This is a genomic window from Shewanella sp. SW24, assembly GCF_025653395.1.
Lineage (GTDB): Bacteria > Pseudomonadota > Gammaproteobacteria > Enterobacterales > Shewanellaceae > Shewanella > Shewanella oncorhynchi.
In genome coordinates this window covers 445167-464287 of record NZ_JAKKSH010000002.1, presented here as the reverse complement: position 1 = coordinate 464287, position 19121 = coordinate 445167, and the positions used below count along the sequence as shown (strand labels likewise).

Annotated in this window: 14 protein-coding genes; 6 read left to right on the top strand and 8 right to left on the bottom strand. The window is 45.4% G+C overall.

Annotation, left to right across the window (positions count from 1 at the left end; translation table 11 throughout):
• Positions 1-33 precede the first annotated feature (33 nt).
• The 3 genes from L5M17_RS03745 to rluA form a co-directional block, all read right to left on the bottom strand.
• Entirely contained in the window at positions 34-3897 is a 3864-nt protein-coding gene (locus L5M17_RS03745; RefSeq protein ID WP_263145306.1) for a S8 family serine peptidase, read from the bottom strand.
• Between the two features lie 206 nt (positions 3898-4103).
• Complete coding sequence (asnC, locus tag L5M17_RS03740; RefSeq protein ID WP_006080290.1) at positions 4104-4565, bottom strand: transcriptional regulator AsnC; 462 nt, start codon at positions 4563-4565, stop codon at positions 4104-4106.
• Positions 4566-4660: 95 nt separating this feature from the next.
• Positions 4661-5338 carry a bifunctional tRNA pseudouridine(32) synthase/23S rRNA pseudouridine(746) synthase RluA gene (gene rluA, locus L5M17_RS03735; RefSeq protein ID WP_105250130.1) on the bottom strand — a complete coding sequence of 226 codons (678 nt, stop codon included), beginning with the start codon at positions 5336-5338 and terminating at the stop codon, positions 4661-4663.
• Between the two features lie 203 nt (positions 5339-5541).
• Here rluA and L5M17_RS03730 point away from each other — a divergent pair, with 203 nt between their 5' ends.
• Positions 5542-7458 carry a peptidase U32 family protein gene (locus L5M17_RS03730; RefSeq protein WP_263145303.1) on the top strand — a complete coding sequence of 639 codons (1917 nt, stop codon included), beginning with the start codon at positions 5542-5544 and terminating at the stop codon, positions 7456-7458.
• 201 nt (positions 7459-7659) lie between these two features.
• Complete coding sequence (locus L5M17_RS03725; protein WP_105250128.1) at positions 7660-8034, top strand: PH domain-containing protein; 375 nt, start codon at positions 7660-7662, stop codon at positions 8032-8034.
• Between the two features lie 143 nt (positions 8035-8177).
• Here L5M17_RS03725 and L5M17_RS03720 read toward each other — a convergent pair whose 3' ends face one another.
• The gene (locus L5M17_RS03720) at positions 8178-10577 is read right to left on the bottom strand and encodes a toxin-antitoxin system YwqK family antitoxin (protein WP_263145301.1); all 2400 of its coding nucleotides are present in this window, start codon (positions 10575-10577) and stop codon (positions 8178-8180) included.
• A gap of 180 nt (positions 10578-10757) precedes the next feature.
• Here L5M17_RS03720 and L5M17_RS03715 point away from each other — a divergent pair, with 180 nt between their 5' ends.
• Positions 10758-11075 carry a cupin domain-containing protein gene (locus L5M17_RS03715; protein WP_198572856.1) on the top strand — a complete coding sequence of 106 codons (318 nt, stop codon included), beginning with the start codon at positions 10758-10760 and terminating at the stop codon, positions 11073-11075.
• A gap of 37 nt (positions 11076-11112) precedes the next feature.
• Here the strand turns inward: L5M17_RS03715 and L5M17_RS03710 are convergent, their stop codons facing one another.
• The 4 genes from L5M17_RS03710 to L5M17_RS03695 all read right to left on the bottom strand — a co-directional run bounded on the left by L5M17_RS03710 (position 11113) and on the right by L5M17_RS03695 (position 15577).
• Positions 11113-12285, bottom strand: coding sequence for an AAA family ATPase (locus tag L5M17_RS03710; protein WP_113939784.1), 1173 nt, complete (start codon positions 12283-12285; stop codon positions 11113-11115).
• A gap of 83 nt (positions 12286-12368) precedes the next feature.
• On the bottom strand, positions 12369-13535 hold the full coding sequence (locus L5M17_RS03705; protein WP_173497298.1) for a membrane dipeptidase: 1167 nt from the start codon (positions 13533-13535) through the stop codon (positions 12369-12371).
• Positions 13536-13711: 176 nt separating this feature from the next.
• Entirely contained in the window at positions 13712-14158 is a 447-nt protein-coding gene (locus L5M17_RS03700) for a SufE family protein (RefSeq protein ID WP_263145296.1), read from the bottom strand.
• 69 nt (positions 14159-14227) lie between these two features.
• The gene (locus tag L5M17_RS03695; RefSeq protein ID WP_263145293.1) at positions 14228-15577 is read right to left on the bottom strand and encodes an aminotransferase class V-fold PLP-dependent enzyme; all 1350 of its coding nucleotides are present in this window, start codon (positions 15575-15577) and stop codon (positions 14228-14230) included.
• A 324-nt stretch (positions 15578-15901) separates the two neighbouring features.
• Between L5M17_RS03695 and L5M17_RS03690 the strand changes: the two genes are divergently transcribed.
• The 3 genes from L5M17_RS03690 (at position 15902) to L5M17_RS03680 (ending at position 19121) form a co-directional block, all read left to right on the top strand.
• Entirely contained in the window at positions 15902-17602 is a 1701-nt protein-coding gene (locus tag L5M17_RS03690) for a methyl-accepting chemotaxis protein (protein WP_263145291.1), read from the top strand.
• Positions 17603-17882: 280 nt separating this feature from the next.
• Positions 17883-18722, top strand: coding sequence for a MipA/OmpV family protein (locus tag L5M17_RS03685; RefSeq protein ID WP_028761859.1), 840 nt, complete (start codon positions 17883-17885; stop codon positions 18720-18722).
• 9 nt (positions 18723-18731) lie between these two features.
• Positions 18732-19121, top strand: coding sequence for a DUF3019 domain-containing protein (locus tag L5M17_RS03680; RefSeq protein ID WP_198572850.1), 390 nt, complete (start codon positions 18732-18734; stop codon positions 19119-19121).

The following is a 19121-nucleotide window of genomic DNA, read 5'->3' as shown; positions in this document are numbered from 1 at the left end:
CATTAAGGCTCCCTTTTTACTGTCAACAACTCGTTACTTCATACGACGACGCATTGCCGCAAGTGGTAACAATAAGGCGGTTAACCAACCGAGTGAACCTCCTCCATTGTCTGTATTTTTATTTGGTGCAGCAACCGCAGTCACTTCACCAGTATTACTGTTTAATGTGCCATCATTCGCAATAACAGTAAATGTATAGGTTCCCTGCTCTTTTGGGGTAAAGCTAATATTTTTTGCTGCAGGATCAAAAGTCACTGTAGGACCTGATGTCTGTGTCCAAATATAGGTGAGTGCATCGCCATCGACATCTTTAGCATTTGACATGACGGTGATTTTTTGGCCTGTAGGCAAGGTTTCTCCTGTTGGGGCGACAGTTGGTGCATCATTGACATTAGCAACTGTCACAGTCACTTTAGTCGCTTTTGATACGTTGCCATCGGCATCTTCGACGCTGTAAGTGAAGCTATCGGTGCCAAAGAAGTCTTTCTTAGGCTGATAAGTCGCAATGCCAGCTTCACTGATAGTGACAGCACCATTGGCAGGTGCGTCTACTACAGTTGCTTTAGACAATGTACCTACAGGAGCAATATCCAAAACACGTTGTGCATTGGCGGTTATGCCATTGCCTGTGATTGATGCGCGAGCAACTTTTTGATCTGGATTGATATCATTTGCGAGCAAATCAATTTCTATTGAGGTTTCTTCTGTAGCTTCTGCCATATCGCCAGTGCCAAAGGAGAATTCTGTCGCTTTAGCCAGATAGTCGATAGTAACATTACCTGCCGTTGTGTTTTTCAGCGTCAATGTATTACCTGTTACAACCGAATCACCTTCACCATTAAAGTGGTAAGTTGTTCCAATTGTTCCGCCTATATTTTCAGCGCCGATAGTGACGTTTGAAGGCATATTTGGAATATTTATGTAATTGAATACAACCTCTTCAGTATTACCTGTCTTAATCCAAATGCTAAACGTATAAGGTGTATTTGATGTATCACCATAGAGTTGGCCTTTATTCCACTCTAAAGCTAACCATTTAACTCCATCATCATCTGTGAATACACCAACGGCTAAGTCACCACCTCCAGTATCGCCAGCAGATTTATCTGATAAATCAAAATCTGACCAGAAGGGCGCTAAAATGTTATTTGGGTTGCTGCCATCAGGTAGCTTTTTGTTCGCAAATGTACCACTTGCACTTCCACCTCCAACAATCGCTAGACCATTGTCAGACATAGTGATGCTGGAATAGCTAACCCCATTGTATTTAAAGCTAGGCACAGTAAAGGTGAACGCTTGTTCATCACAACCTTCTGGACAAGTAATTGGTTTGACCCCTAGACTCACTATGCTTGGGAAACCAGCTGAGCCCTTAGTTGTCGTCATTTTAGGAAGATTAAGTGACCCAACCCAAGTAATGTTGCCTATATCTTCGTTGATTTGTAAACCATTTTGCGTCGCGCCAGCTAAGCTAACTTTTACATCATCTTTCGATGTTAGTTTCGTGCCTTCTGGTGCTTGCGCTGTAATAGTCACTGTACTGTCAAATGAGTTATTGTTAATCACAACTGATATTGGAATCGCATCGGTTGCGTTAAGTTCGGTTTTCTTGCTCATAGTCGAAATCAGTGAGGCATCACTTGACTCTTTAGCTAACACAGCCAAAGGTAAGTGAGCATCTTGCAGTCCTTCGGTGCTGCTTATCATTACATTACCAAAAATCCACTCACCATATTCTGCGAAAGTTGAGTCAACGGTTACAGTAAACGTGGCAGAGGCTCCTGCGGCAAGTTCTAAGCTAGAAGGTGATACTGTTATACCTGTACTATCGGATGAAGTTGATAAGTTCCAAGATGTTTTTGCGTCACTCTTGTTATATACCGTTCGAGTGAAAGTACATGGACCAACACAAGAGTCTGATGCGATGGATGGTTTGTCGAACGTTAATATAGCTTTGGCTGCAGCATCTAAATCCATGCGTCCAGCACCCATACCAAATGGTGTGGCTGGTGTTGTTGCATCATCATCTAAAATATCATCAAATTTAGCTGTTGATGTTAAAGCAGTTTTAATATCGTTTGCAGACCAATCTGGATGTAATTGACGCATCATAGCTGCAGCACCTGCTACGTGCGGGCTTGCCATACTGGTGCCAGAGATCATATTAAAGTCTTCACCACCATCATCAGGAGAAAAAGCTGACAGAATGTTGGTACCAGGTGCTGCAATATCCGGTTTAAGAATATTTTGGTTGCCATCAGGACCGCGTGAACTGGTGCTATTTAGGTTATCAGCAAGTTCAGAAACCATGATACGTTTAGTTTTTGCAACTATCGTACCTGTTGTTGCAGCATCTCCCATGGCTTCAATTACGGCTAAACCTGCATCTTTCGTAATCATGACAGCAGGGAATGGTTCACCAGGCATAGACATAGTCGTTGGTGCACCTGCCGCATTGTTATAAACTACAAGGGCTTTAGCGCCTGCAGCTTTTGCGTTTGTGGCTTTTAATGAGAAGTTACATGTTCCGCGAGAAATCAATGCAATGCCATCTTTGAACGAATCCGCAGCAAAGGCATCACAACCATTGGCATTTTCAGCATCTAAATTAACGGCCGCAATCACTGGAGCGGTAATATCTTCTGAAAGCACTGCATCAGAACTTGGGATAGCAAGTAAATCATCACCACCGGTATTAAAGCTATTAGCGAAAAAACGCCCTGTTGTAGTGTTAGCAACAGTTATTCCTGATTCAATACAAGCAGGGCAGCCGATAGTTTGAGGACCATTACCATCGTTACCGGCAGCGCTAACTACAACAACCCCCGCAGCTTCTGCAGCTTCAAACATGGTTTTGTATGGGCTGCTAGCTGGATCACTACCAGCACTCCCCCCCCATGAGTTGTTGATTACATCTGCACCATCATTAACAGCATGCTCTAAGGCTTCCATTAACATGATGTTAGAGCCGGTTCCGCCTGTGCAATCAGGCTTACTGTAAAGAGCCTTGTAGACCATAAGGTAAGCTGCTGGTGCTACACCAGATAGTTGAACGGGAATATCTTTATAAGTAGTTGATATCTTGTTACCGACAGCGGTACCTGCAACGTGAGTTCCGTGACCACCATAGCTAAGTGGACTCATGTATTCATTAGGACACACAGGTGATGTTGGCTGTGACCAACGCGCAACGATCAGCTTGTTGTTACAGAATGAAACATCGACAGTCGAGCAGTAGTCATCCGATGGTCGACTACCGCTGGGTGCTGTGAAGCCTGCATCGGTAAACATGGGGTTTTCCGGACGAATGCCGCCATCAATAATAGCAACTTTCATTCCTTTGCCCGCATTAGCCATGCCGGAAACGGCTTCCCACATAGCTGGGGTATTAATCACTTGGTGTGATGCATCCATGTTAGTTTCATATATAGCCTCTGGGTATACTGCTTTCACTCCAGGCATTTTGGCTATTTTTTCAACACTTAGTCCTTGGCCAACAACTGTTATACCGTTAAAAAGTGTTTGGAAATGACGTTCCACTTTTGCATTTGGCGCAATTTTAGCTAAATTGCTAGCAAAAGCGTTTTGCTCTTTAGCTAGGTGACTTGAATAGCTTTTGACATTAGTAGATTGAATATCTAGTTTTTCTTTTTTCGAATTTAAAGCTGTTGCTGCGAAGTTGCCGATGCCGCCTCTATACTTAGCTAGTGCAGGAGATTCCATCTCAACAATAAAACGTTGTGGAGCATCGAGGTTAGTGGCTGATGTTTGCGGTTTAGTATATTTATCATGCGCGCTTATTTCTGGAGAGTAAGGTTTAAATGTAAATTCACTGTTAGCAATAGCTGCGCTTGAGAGTAGTGCAGCGGAGATAGCGATCGATAGTTTTGTCTTCACAACTTCTTCCTTGTCAATTAATGCTTTCAGCACTTTATTAAACGTGCCTGTAGCTGAATTGTTATAGTTTCTGCTGCGCTCTTTGGCGGTAGCAATGAAGTTGTAACACAAAAGTATCGTATGGTTAACACTTTTGCGGTAAAAAAGATGTTAATCACACTTTGGTATTTGTTATGTTGTTTGTAGGTGTTTGCTGTTTTTCCTGTTTAAGGTTTAACCGCTCTGACGATTGGGTTTTGTAGGCTGATCAAGGTTTCCGTCGACTGGATTTCATCGATAGATTGGATGCGATTGATGAGCACGTGTTGCAAGCCGTCGATGGATTGGCACATGACCTTGACGAAAATACTGTAGTTGCCTGTGGTGTAATAGGCTTCGACGACTTCTTCGAGAGCGTTGAGTTTGGCGATAGCTGCGGGGTAATCGCCAGCACTTTTAAGGTTGATACCGATAAAACAGCAAACGTCATAGCCTAAGGCTTTAGGGTTTACCGTGATCTGCGCACCTGTAATGATCCCCGCTTGCTTCATTTTTTCTACCCGAACATGGATAGTGCCGGCGCTCACGCTAAAGCGTTTAGCGAGTTCGGCAAAGGGTGTGCGGGCATCCTGCATTAGGGCTTCGAGGATATGATTATCGAGTTGATCGCGCTGAAATGCGGTATCCATAAATAAACTCTCTATAACGTAGTGAATTGTCATAAAGTTACGTTTTTTTATGGGGAATTGCTACCGATTTTGCCCGTATTATTTGATTTTAGTGATCATTGTTCGCCCAAAGGCTCACAAAAAGGGACTTTTGCGCTAAAAGTCATACTGACACCCGAGTAGGGATGTTTGATGGTGAGCTCTGCTGCATGTAGTAATAGTCGAGGCGCTAAGGATTTTGCCAGTGAGTCGGCATAAAAACCATCGCCTAAAATCGGATGTCCTAGCGCCATCATATGCACCCGTAATTGGTGTGAGCGGCCTGTGATTGGCATCAGTTTAACCAGCGTTGAGCGTTTGGCGCGGCTCATTACTTGGTAGTGAGTCAAAGACGGTTTGCCAACAAGATGATCGACTTTCTGTTTAGGGCGATTTGGCCAGTCGCAGATCAGTGGATAATCAACGCTGCCAGTGTCATTTTTGAAATGGCCTGCGACCCTTGCATAATAGGTCTTACTGGTTTCTCTATCGTGGAACTGACGTTTTAATTCCCGCTCGGCGCTACGAATAAGGGCGACAACGATCACGCCTGAGGTCGCCATATCGAGGCGATGGACGATTTGGCAATGGGGATGCTCAGCTTTTACTCGAGCATAGACACTGTCGTAATGGGCGGGGTCGCGACCGGGCACAGACAACAATCCTGAAGGTTTGTTGATGACGATAATGTCTTTATCTTGATAAAGAATGTCGAGCCAAGGAGTTGTAGGTGGTTGGTAAATAAAATCAGTCATTATAGTGCCTATTGGTCAATGCGGGGCAAAGATACTCTGCTCGGCTTGAGGGCGCAAGTGCGTGGCCTAAAGATTGCCTGTTGTAACCACCCGCTCGAACAGAAGGAAAGCGCGTTAGTTGATGATTTGCTGATAGAGCTGTATTTGAGTTTTTGTTATACTCCCGTCCTTTTCGTTAATGATCATTTTGAGTCTGTGAAGCCATGAGCCAGCCAGAGATATACACTCCCGAGAATCTTTCTCACGTCCATAACCGTCTTGAGTTATTGGCGCCTGCAAAAAATGCTGACTACGGTATTGAAGCCATACGCCATGGTGCCGATGCGGTATATATAGGTGGTCCTGCATTTGGTGCGCGGGCAACGGCGGGTAACAGTGTTGAAGATATCGCGCGCCTGTGTACTTATGCTCATCAATACCATGCTCAGGTATTCGTCGCCCTCAATACCATTTTGATGGATAACGAACTGGCCGACGCCGAAAAACTCATTTGGCAATTGTACGAAGCGGGTGCTGACGCGCTGATTGTGCAGGACATGGGTGTATTGCAGCTCAATTTGCCGCCGATTGCCCTGCATGCCAGTACCCAAATGGATAACCGCAGTCCAGAAAAAGTGGCGTTTTTAGAGCAAGTTGGTTTTTCTCAGGTGGTGCTTGCCCGTGAATTGGGCTTAAGCCAAATCCGTGATGTCGCCGCGCATACTAATATGCAGCTCGAATTCTTTATCCACGGTGCTTTGTGCGTGGCTTACAGTGGTTTGTGTAATTTGAGTCATTCCTTTAGTAACCGCAGTGCTAACCGCGGTGAATGCTCGCAAATGTGCCGCCTGCCGGGCAATCTTAAAACACGTCAAGGTGATGTGTTAGCGCAGAACGAACATTTATTGTCTTTAAAAGACAATAACCAAACCGAAAACCTTGAGGCGCTAATCGATGCGGGCATTCGCTCGTTTAAGATTGAAGGTCGCTTAAAGGATTTAAGTTACGTTAAAAACGTCACCGCGCATTATCGCCAAAAGCTGGATGCGATTATGGCGCGTCGCCCTGAGTTTAAGGCTTCATCCCACGGCCGCTGCGAACATAGTTTTACCCCTGATCCTGAAAAGACCTTTAACCGTGGCAGTACAGATTACTTTGTTAACGAACGTAGCCAAGGGATTAAAGATTTCCGCTCGCCCAAATACATAGGCGAAGAAGTCGGTAAAGTGGCCAGTCTAGGTAAAGACTTTATCCAAGTGAGCTCTAGCCATGAGTTTAATAACGGCGATGGCTTAGCATTTTTCCCTGCGAATTTTGCTATGGCCAAACAATCCGATGACAAGCTGCAAGGTCTGCGGGTTAACCGCGCTGAAGGGTTAAAACTGCATATATTGCAGGTGCCAAAGGATTTAAAAGTCGGCATGACTTTGTACCGTAACCATAACCAAGCCTTCGAAGCCCTGTTATCTAAAGAATCTTCTAAACGGATTATCGGCGTCGATTTACGGTTGAGCGATACCCAAGACGGACTCGCACTGACATTGACCGATATCTATGGCATTACAGCCACAGTTAATTTAGTGGTCGAGAAGACGCCTGCGACAGATGTCGATAAGACCTTACAAAATACTCGCACTCAGCTGGGTAAGCTCGGCAGTACCGACTTTGTTGCCCGTAGCATTAGTATCGATACGGCCCAAGCTTGGTTCTTGCCTGCATCTGTGCTCAATGGTCTGCGCCGTGATGGTGTGGCCGCTCTAGAGGCTGCTCGTGTGCAAGGCTATGTGCGTCCACTGCCGTGGAAGCATAATCAAGATGCAGTCTATCCCGTCAAGCATTTGAGTTACTTAGGTAATGTTGCCAACGAAAAGGCCAAGGATTTTTATCAACGCCATGGCGTGATTGAAATTCAAGATACCTATGAGAAAAATGGCGTTACCGAAGATGTGCCATTGATGATCACTAAGCATTGCCTACGCTTTAACTTCAATCTGTGTCCGAAAGAAGTGCCAGGGATCAAGGCCGATCCTATGGTGCTTGAAATCGGCAATGATGTGCTCAAGTTGGTATTCGACTGCCCTAAATGCGAAATGATGGTGGTCGGCGAAAACCGTCAAGTGCGAGGCCAGAAGCACCTTTAACATTTGTCATTAGGAGCATTGCCCGAGTGCAATGCTCCTAGTACCTATTCAGCTTGCATCCGCGCGCCTACAACAGCTTACCTCTCATTGATGTTGCCCTCACCAGCGTCACTCTCATATTTTCATCAAAGCCTTATATTGCACATGCGGTAATGAGCAGATATCTTATTGAAAATAATATCAATAATAAGGGATGTTAAAATGGGATTGTTAGACGGTTTACTCGGTAATGCTGCTGAGGTTGATTTACAGGAATTAGCCGAGGAATTAAGGCCTATCATGGGCATTCAAGAAGAATTAAAACTCGCCTACAAAGTGATCCGTGATTTGTTTATTTTCACCAATAAACGCCTGATCTTAATTGATAAGCAGGGACTTACAGGCAAGAAGGTTACTTACCATTCAATACCTTATAAATCCATTACCCATTTTGAAGTGGAAACGACAGGGCATTTTGATATGGATGCCGAGCTTAAAATTTGGATCTCAGGCCAGAGCGAACCTTTAGTCAAAGAACTCAAGCGTGGCACGGATGTTGTGGGTATTCAAAAGACTATTGCCACTTTTGCACTTTAGTTTTAGTGCTGCGACTTAGATTCATTTAGTGCTATCAAGCTTGGAATTGTTATCGCAAGCTGACGGTTAATGTGAGTAAGGTAAGCCAAGTTTTATCTGGGCTTACCTATCCTCGTTATCGAGTGTGATTCAAATCTGCTTGATTAATTTAACACTATCCTACTTGTGCTAGTGGAGTGCTCTATCGGTTCGCCCGCCATAGTATAGGTTTCGGAAAGCTTGAGTTTGCCTTGCTCATCGTATTGATTGTGGATGCCGACCCAGAATTGCTCTTGTCCCTGAATTTGTAAATTACCTTCTTCGGCAATCTGGCGATTGGGATGATAGCGTTTCATTGCATAAAGTTTGCTTTCATCATCAAATTTTAAATGATAAGCCAATATGGGTTCTTCGGTGTGAGCGGCGACATCTACTGCTATTGTTTTATCTTCTCGCTGTTTTGTCGTGGTATTGCCATTGGGTGCGTGATACTTCTGACGAGATAAATATGCGTTATTTCTACTATTGCTAGCATGATGTTCGCTGTTATCCGTACGGTTATTTGGTCCGTTACTTTGCCCATCAGCATCGTCTTCATCATAGTCATAACTAGGATTTTCTGGGCTATCCCATTCAGGTTCTTCATCTTCCTGAGTTGCTATATTTTCATGAAAATCAAAGTAGTGACGGCTTTCTATCAGTTGGCCTTGTTCATCTAGCCAGGCTTCGCGGTACACTTTTCCTTGGGGCGTAAAACGTTGCCAATGGCCGATATCGAGGTAACGACCATTAGTAATTTGGATTGTGCCAGTTTCTAAAATTAAACCTTGAGGGGATAAGGATTTAGAGCTAAATAAATCCCCTTGCGTACGGGTGAGTAACCAGCGAATGGCACCATCTTCATAATATTCGATGTGAGTATCGGCAATACCTTCTTGATAGTATTCCCTTTGATTATTATCAAGATTATAGCTGCAGCGGGTATTCGAGTGACTCTGATAGGATTCGAGGATCCCTTTGTTATTATAAAAGCTGGACTCTTTGAGGTAGCCTTGACCATCACGAACTTCATATTCAGAGATCGTGCGTATCGTGCCATCTTCATAAAACCAGCGAGCAGTGCCATCACGGTTGCCCTGTGTGTGCGGTAAGTACATCTGAATTTGCTGGTTTTCGTGGTATTCAATAAAAGGGGCTACCGAGAGGTTATTTTTATATTGGCCTTCGGCCGAAAGCACGCCACTTTTATAATAGCTTCTAAATAGACCTTCCCTGAGTCCCTTTTCAAGATAGATCTCAAGGGCGAGTTGACCATTGTCATGATACCAAAGGGCCATGCCTTGTTCTTTACCATCCTCAAAATAGATTTTTTCTTCAAGTTGACCATTGGGATACCATTTTACATGTTCGCCATGTAATTGGCCTTCGGTATTGAAGGGTTCACGCCATGCAGGCTTACCTGAGTCGTAAAACTCTTCAATGACTTTGCCCGTCACATCGTTAAACACTTTTTGTTTAATCGCTCCATTGGGATGATACCAAACGGCTTCATATTCATAGCCTTGGTTGTAATATCTTTCAGCTTCTAGTGAACCATCAGGGTAATATTGTTTTTCAATTCCGTGGATAACATCTTGCACTAAGGGCCGGATCAGCTGTATTTGTCCAGATTCATAGTAGCGAGTTAACGTATTGATATAATATCCATTGCTATCTTGTTCGGCGGTTTCTTTAAGCTGACCATTGCCATAAAAGTATTGAATAAATTGACCTTGGGGATGGCGATCTTCTATTTGATTGATCTTGCCCTCATGGTCGTACCACGTTTGTGTTCCAAGTTGCTGATCATTAATAAAGTTGCCTTCAAATAACAGGGTACCTAGGGCATTGAATTGACGGGTCACGCCATTACGTTCGCCAAAATAGTTTGAATCGACGGCTTGGGTAAGCCCTGGGCTTTGGGTGATGATTCTAAGTATACCCGCACCATCTTCAGTATTGAGTTGGTGAAAAGTGCGGTGCAGTTGGCCTGTTAGGCTGGCGTAATCTTGAATATCGCCTTGCACTATATTGTCAGCATCGAGGGTAAAGTGGCTTATCAATAATGCATCGAGATTGTTAAGCTCAACTTGCCACAACGCCTTTATTTGGCTGTTCTTTTTGGGGGTGATACTGCACACTTTTACCTGGTCGAGCCAAAAGTGCTGCTTGGGGAAAGGGAATTGATTGCTGATTTCGAGGCGGTCGAATTCGGTATGGTGGAAGTCGCAGCATTCATTGGCGTTTTCCCAGCCCAAGAGTTCTATGACTTGGGGCGTATCGTAGTGATAGAGAGTTAAGCCGTGGTTGGCATTTTCTTCGCAAGAAGTCGCGTCTGCCTTTGTCGCATGAATTTTTAAGCTGAAGTGGCGCTGGAATAGCGGCGCAGCGACTGACGGCTCCTGCGTTAAATCTTGTTCTTGGCTGAGTGTTTGTGATTCAGTTTGAAGATGAATGTCTTTTGGATCGTGGCTAGTTTGGTTTGAGGGAAATAACTTGGCTTTGAGTGCGCGAAACAACGACATTGGGGGAAATCTCCATATCCATATGTAAAACAATAAGCTTATCTGAGGAATACTCATGGTAACTGAGTATTTCTGTGCGCATATCATAGCGGTTTATGGATTCGTTTCTCAATGCTTGATTGCTCCAAATACCGTTTAATCAGAGTGGCACATTAATAAAAGCAGAGGAATAAAGACAAAATGCTTGATAACTTTTTTGCAAAATTACCCACAGATTTATCGGCCGAAGTGTTTGAAAAACTGGCGGGTAATGACACTGTGACCGTAGAACGTATCGTTTCCAATGGGCAAGCTACGCTCGAAGCTCAATGGTACGATCAAACTCAACATGAATGGGTGATGCTGCTCAAAGGCGAGGCGACGCTTGAATTTGAACAAGGTGAACCCGTTACGCTAACCCCTGGTGATTACTTAACGATTCCGCCCCATCAAAAACATCGAGTCGCTTCGACTTCTATAAGTTCAGAAACCCTTTGGCTCGCGGTATTTTACGATTGATTAAGGCTAAGGCTAAGGCTAAGGCTAAGGCTACAGGTTAACGATTCTGCCATAGCCAACTGGGTGTATTGAGTAAGTCTTGGCCTTGGATCTGCGTTTGGCCTAAGGTTTTGTCTAAGGCCAAGGTATTGCAGTGTTCAAATTGGCTTAAGGCATTAATAAGCCGATTAGCATGGGAAACCACCCACAACTGGCACTCTTCCGATACCTTAGCGATTAAGCGTGCAAGCGCAGGTAATAAGTCGGGATGTAGGCTAGTTTCTGGCTCATTTAACACCATAAGCTCTGGCGGTCTTGGGGTCAGTAGGGCGGCGATTAACAGCAAATAGCGCAGGGTGCCATCCGACAATTCACTGGCATTGAGTGGCCTTAATAAACCATGCTGATGAAATGCGAGCACTAAAATGCCGCCCTCTTGAGGTTCGATTCGAACCTCAGCACCGGGAAACGCATCGCTGACCGCATGGTCAAAAGCCGTTTTATCACCTATCTCAAAAATGGTTTGAATTGCTGATGCAAGGTCGCGCCCATCGTGGTGCAATACTGGCGTGGCTGTACCTAATTGTGGACGACGGGCTGGCGCTTCTGCATCGGTTCTGAAGTGATCGTAAAAACGCCATGCGCGGATACTATCGCGAAGCTTTAGCACTTCAGGGCTGCGCTCTGGATCGGCAAGTTCGGTAAAAATACTGTCGCCGGTTTGCAGGTGTGCGCCTAAGGTTATCCAGCCTTGTCCGTCAGCACTGCGACTCTTTACCATAGGACCACGGCGCTCAACCAATACAGTTGAGGGGCGATACTTAGGCCCGTTCCAAATGGCTTCGCGCTTGATTTGTGGATCTAAGCCAAACAGCGTAGTGGCGTCGGGTTTGGGTAAACCGAGTTCAATAAGATAGCTAAAATCTTCGCCAGCAAATCCAAGCTTTAGGCGTTTTGGCGCTTGCCTGACGGTGGCTTCAATGGCGGTGTCGCCCGCTAGCATACTTTTGGTGGGGTTTTCTGGTCCCGCCCAAAAGCTGGAGTCGAGTCCGCCTTCTTGGGCTAAAGCATTGACAACGCCGCCTTGCGCCGTTTGTGCGAGTAAACGTAGTGCCTTGTATAGATTCGATTTACCACTACCATTCGCCCCAGTGATCAAATTGAGTTGCCCTAGGGGCAAGACGATTTCACGCAGAGAGCGATAATTGAAAATAGCGAGTGTGGTCAGCATAGAATATCCAAGACTGAAACAAGCTGATAAGCCAGTAAATTTATCGACAAAGTAAATTAAACATGACGATAAAACAATGGCATTTACAGTAGCACTTTGTTGAGCACTCTTTGCCAGTTACCACCCATAAAACGGTCGCGGTCGGTAGATTTAAAGCGTGCCTTGGCTAAGGCATCGTCGATACGGCTCATGCGATCGATATGATTCAGCTCGGGGATTACTACATGCCTTGGCTCTGCATCAAAACCTAGCACGCCTTTCGCCCTCAGGCTGTACCACCATTCTTGATATTCTTTAATGCCTTTGGCGTTGTCATTACCCAGTGCCAGTAGGTTTTCTTGGCCACGGAGCGGGAAGTCATTAGCGATTGCCACGCAGTCCACTCCACCAACACGCATAACGTATTCCAGTTGGCGAATATAATCATCAATCGTGGGCACGGCATTATTGGTAAGCCAGAAACTCATCATAAATACGCCGAATACGCCGCCGCTATCGCCGATGGCGCGGATCACTTCATCGGGGGAACAACGGGCATGGTTTACTATACCGCGCGCTGCGCCGTGGCTTTGCACTATGGGTGATTTAGTGATTTTTGCGACATCTAAAGCGGTTTGAGCGCTGGAGTGACTCACATCGACCAAGATATTGGCGTGATTGAGTTTGGCGATAAGCTCGTGCCCGTGGGCCGTGAGTGGTTTATTGAGTCCGCCACTGGCATCATTATCTAAGGCGCCACCGGCAAAGGTATTGCCGTAATGGTGGGTGAGCTGCAGTACGCGTAGCCCTTGTTGATGAAACTCATCTACCCGCGCCCACTGGTTAGCTTCGCTGTCTTCTTCGACACAATCTGCGCCTTGGATTTGAAAGTATACCGCAGTGCGCTGGCTGTCGCGGGCACGTTGAATATCTCGCCCCCTCAGACCTTGCAGTAAAATATCGGGATGATCGCTCACCCGTTTAGCGGCCTGCTTAATGCTTTCCATGCAAGCTTTATAAGTGCGTTTGTAGTTTTGAGTGCCATCGGCTTGTTCTATGGTCTCAATAGCCGAAATATCGCAAAGATAGGCATCGAGCTTAGCGGCAGTTACATCACTTAAGTTATCGGGAAGGAAAGATAAACCATCGACATATATCCGCCTCTGTGCGGCGGCAAAGCTAGGTAAACTGGCGAGTGGGCTTAACAGAGTTGCTGCGCCAAGACCTTTAAGGAGTGTACGACGGTAGTGATTGACTGCCTTGATGGGCATGCTCGGTTCCTATCAATAACGCAAATGTAACTTCTTTATACCTTTTTAGGGCGTAGAAGTCTTTGATTAAATCCCTTTTTTGGCCTTTGCCCCTGAGCTAGAGTTGTGATTATTTGTTGTTGCCGAGTGGTTTCAATTATCGCTTGTCACAGTAAATGAAAACCCTCGGGTTATGATTATCGAGTGGCTTCAACCATTGCTTTTGCCAGTGAGTTAAGGCCGTTAGTGCGCGATGGGCTGAGCTGACCTTCTAGGCCCAATTGTTTGAAGTAAGCTGTAGGATCAAATGCTTGGATTTCAGTGCGGCTTTTGCCATGGCAGGCACCAAGCAATAATCCAATCAATCCCTTAACGATGCGGGCATCGCTGTCGGCTAAATAATAGTGTTTGCCAGCCTGTTCTAGATGGTAAATCCACGCATCACTCTCGCAGCCTTTTACTTGAGCGGTCTCGATGCGAAGCTCAGGGCTTAAGCTTGGTAAGTCTTTCCCTAACAACATAATGTGGCGATATCTTTCCTGCCAGTTAGGGGCATTGGTAAAACGCGCCAGTAAGGTTTCGGCATCTTGCACTAAATAGTGAAAATCGGCCTCATTTGGCATAGGCATGATTGAATCTGTCATAGGGCGAAATCCTGTCTAACTTATTTTGAGCATCGTATGAGTTGGGTAGAACAGTGGCTAAATGCTGGATTACAGCAGCAAGTCTTTTACCGAGGCTAACGCGGCAATAAAGCGGTCGATATCGTCTTTATTGGTGTAGATACCGATAGAGGCGCGACAACAGCCCTTAAGATTCAGGCTCTGCATTAATGGCATGGCACAATGATGGCCACAACGAACGGCAACCCCTTGTTGGTCCAGCAAAATGCCTACATCTTGGTGATGTTCACCGGCAAGATTAAACGCGACTACACCGATATTGTCATCAAAGGCGCCGTATAAATGCACTTCACCGAGCGCGCGCAATTGGCTTTGTAAATAGTTAACTAGTTCAGCTTCATAAGCTTGAACCTGCGGCATGAGTTCGGTTTGTAAAAATGTAATGGCCGCACCCAAACCTATGACTTCAGCAATCGGCGGTGTGCCCGCCTCTAAGCGATTCGGCAGGTTGCCAAATTCTGTCGCCTCAAAGCTCACGCGTTTAATCATCTCGCCGCCAGTTAATAGTGGCGCGAGATTATCTAACGCGTCGAAACGGCCGTAAAGCACACCAACACCAGTGGGACCATACATTTTATGCCCTGAGAAGACGTAAAAATCACAATCGATTTCAGTCACATCCAGCGTTAAATGCGCAACTGCCTGTGCGCCATCAACTAAGGTGATAGCACCTTGTTTTTTCGCTAACTGCACTAGCTGAGCCACGGGATTGACTGTACCTAGTGCGTTGGAAACATGACACAGGGCGACGATTTTAGGCTTTAACTCGAGCAAGGTTTTATAGGCGTTGATATCTAAGCGGCAATCCTGACAGAGCGGGATTGGTTTAATCATTGCCCCCGTGCGTTTTGCCAGTTCCTGCCAAGGTACGATATTGGCATGGTGGGCGGCGGCGTCGATTAATATTACATCGCCTGCGTTTACGTGTGCAGTGAGTCCAAAGGCGACTAAGTTGATTGATTCTGTGGTGCCGTGGGTAAAAATGATTTCTTCGCGGCGTTTTGCCTTCAAAAATTGCTGCAACTGATCGCGCACTTTCTCATAGCTTAAGGTCGAACGCGCTGATAACTGATGCGCAGCACGGTGTACATTCGCATTGTCGTTAGCGTAAAACTGCGCCATGGCATCTAACACCATTTGCGGTTTCTGGCTGGTGGCTGCGGTGTCGAGATAACACAAGGGATAGACATCAAGCAGTTGATTTAACGCTGGGAATTGCGACCGAATCTGAGCATTTAGCTGATATGCCTCAGATGAGCAAAGTGTCACTGTGGTATCAGGCATAGCACTCGCCGAGGCATGGGATGTTTCAATGTCAGCCATTGTATTCGTCGCTGTGTGAGTCACAGTATTTGGCGTAGGCGATGCAGGTTGAGTCATGGGCGAGGCTAAGGGCAATGAAAAAGGCCAAGGGATCTTCTGTGATCTGCCATGTGAATGCAAGTTTTAGCGGTTTGTTGAGGCGTTGGTATTGGACAGTGGTATTGAACGCCTAATTTCACCAAGGTCTGTTCAAACTGCTGCCTAATAGATATTTCGCACGCCTTAAACGGTTTTAGACTTATGATGCGATTTTTCTAATGTTTAAGTTTTTCTTTTAAATTCAGCTAATACTTTACGCTTAATTCATCCACCGAAAGTTAAAACACCGACTATCCTAAATTGGACGTCCTTCGTTGTCAGTGTTTGCTGGAGAGTAGTTTTATGGTGAAGCTTTTAAAAGACTTACGGATTAAACATAAGATGATCGCCCTCGTTGGGGTGATGTTAGTGCTGATCTTGATTTTGTCTGGATTTAGTTTGTTGAAGATGCAGCGTGTATCGGAGGAAATTCAAGCCATTGCAGAAGAGAATCTTCCGTTAGTGAGATTATCAACTGACGTCACCATTAAGCAGCTTGAAAGCTCTGTCATTTTAGAAAAAGCGTTTCGTGCCGCGGACATTGAAACCGCATCGAGCCAGCAAATTTTAGTGGCTTTTATTGCGGATGTTATCAAGCACAATGAAGACATTAGCAAGGAGTTACTCTCGACTCAGTCTATGCTCAATGAGGCATTAAAAGAGGCTGAAAATCCGCAATTACATGAAAAAACTCAGCAGTTAAATCAAGAGATTGGCACTATTATTCAACGTTTTGGTAATTATGAAGCCCTGCTTGCCACTGTGATTACTGGAATACAGCAAAAAGAAGAACCTGCAGCCTTGGCTAAGCGGGTTGAATCTTTAGAGATTGCGCAAAACGAATTTAATACTGAGCTGAGGCAATTCGTTGAGCGTTTAGAGCAAATGACCCAAACTGCGGTTTCTGTGACTGAGGAAGAAGAGCTTAGGGCGATTTATGGCTTAACGATTATTTCGATAGTGTCTTTAGTCATAGGATTATTGATTGGCATCGCTTGCAGTCAATACATGGTCAAATCTATCAATCGGTTACGTAATTCTGCCGCCATGATGGAAAAGGGCAACTTTAACCAAGAGCTGCGCGTCGATTCCAAGGATGAATTAGGCGAACTTACCGTCAGTATGAATCAAATGGCGTGGACTTTAAGTAAAACTGTTGGCCAAGTGATTGCTCGAAGTGAAGAAATTGCCTCTATGGTGACTGAGCTTAATGCGGTGGCCAAGAATAATCGTGAGGCTATGTTGAGGCAGCAGGATAACACTGACCAAGTCGCCGCCTCTATGACCCAAATGGCAGCAACGATCACTGAAGTGGCGAGTAGTGCAGAAACCGCTTCTTACTCAGCGGGACAAGCTGAGCATAAAGTGAAAGAAAGTTGTGAGGTTGTCGATGCGAGCGAAAAAATCTCGAAGCAGTTGGTTGCCAGCGCCCAGTATTCGAATCAACTTATTCAACAGGTTCAGGCAAGTACGGGAAAAATCCTCAACTTTGTTTCAGTGGTCGATGCGATTGCGGGGCAGACGAACTTATTAGCTTTGAATGCATCGATTGAAGCGGCGCGGGCGGGAGATCAAGGTCGTGGTTTTGCTGTCGTTGCCGAAGAAGTGCGGGCACTGGCAACGCGCAGTCAAACGGCCACGCAGGAGATCAGCGATCTTATCCAAACACTCGTGAAAGATGCCAAATCCTCAGTCGAATCCTTCGCCAATAACGACAAGCAAATCAGTGAGTCGTCATTGCTCGTTAATCAAGCCAAGCAGCACCTATTTGAGATTTTAGATGCGTTGACTGAACTGACTCAGGCTAATACTCAAGTCGCGACCGCTAGTGAGGAGCAAGCCGTGACCGCCGAAGATATTAGTGAGCGCATTAATGCGATTCGTGATTCGGGTGAGTTGGTACTCAGCAGCGCTAACGAAACAGCTAAAGCCAGCGAGTCACTGTCTAAGCAGGCGAATTCATTGAGGGAAACGATGCAGCAGTTTAAGGTGCGAGTTGTTTAAATGCATTAGCCCATAATTCAGTGTGCCAACGACTGACAGCGGTTAACTTAACTGCGCCACTTCATCTTAGCTTGAGCCTCATTTGTGCCTTAACTCAATGTGAGGTGTGTATATCCCCAAAAAATTTGAAGATGCAGGATTCAAGTTGTTTGGGATATAGGTCTCTCTTGTTATCCGACACACAATTGCCGTAAAAATGATACTGGTTGTGCAGTGACTTGCAACAAACTGTTGTAATATGTAGCGCTAAATAACGACTAAAAATGTGAATTAAATGGGCATGCGTATTCTTTGGCTTCTTGTGTTAACGCTGAGCATTCTTCCTAGAACCGCTGCAGCATCAGATATTGCGAGCAGTGTTACTGGAGGAACTAATCGCCTTGCTGACGGCGGTGATTTTGAGCTGGGCATGAGTGTTTACGGGATTAATCAAGTCGATGTTCGGCAAACGGATTCAGGTTCTGCACAGTTGTCGCTGTTAGTCAGTGGCATGTACCAGTACAAAGGGCTGTTTGTTGAGATGATCCATCAATCTCAAGATGGCATTAATTTGGGATTTAATCTTTGGAGCTCAGAGGATTGGTCATTAGAACTGCTATTAGCTAACTTGCAAGGTTCATGGTCCCGTCCTGATGTGGATCCCAGTACGCTGGATGAAGCTGGCCGCAATGCTTATCTACTATCGGAAGATTCTCTCTATGTTGGTGCCGGTTTTCGTGCCACACGTTATTGGGGCGATAACTATGTTTTTCAGTATAGGTTAGTATCTGATTATTATGATGATCAAGGTATTCAAAGTTCTGCAAGATTGGGTAAGTCCTGGCAGGTTCGTAATTGGAATTTTCACGTATTGGGGAGCGTAGGTTACTCATCTGCCACCTTGAATCGCTATCTTTTTGGGATCAGTAAGGAAGAAGCCACTGAACGCTTTCCTGAGTATCGGCCGGATAGCTCTTTCAGTTACGGCATGGAGTTAGGGGTTGCCTATCCGTTGAGTGAAAATTTTGTCTTTCGGGCCATGTATCGCTTCAATGTGTTATCCCAAGAAGTGACCGACAGTCCCTTCAATCAAGCGAGTTATACATCGTATTTTAATGCTTCTCTTAGCTATGTGTTTTAGGAGGAGGGCATGAATCGATTTTATCCATTGTTAGCGGTAGTGATGCTGAGCGCGCCTTTTTTGGCTTGGAGTCAGGATGATGCCGTTATTTTTACCGCAACCCCAGAACGCTGCATTGCACTGCATAAAGGGCAAACTTGCTATCAAGATGTATTGTTCCGATGGCAGACACCCGCGAGCGGCGAATACTGCCTCATACTGACTGACCGTCAGCACCAGTTAACCTGTTGGACTGGCAAAGCTTTGCAAGAATATCAATATAGTTTTGAAGGGGATAAAACGGCGACTTTTAGTCTTATCCGTAATGATGATGTGCAACCGCTCGCGCAAGTTAAAGTGGTCGTGACATGGGTTTATAAGGCCCCTAAACAGAGTCAGTCCGGTTGGAGGTTATTCTAA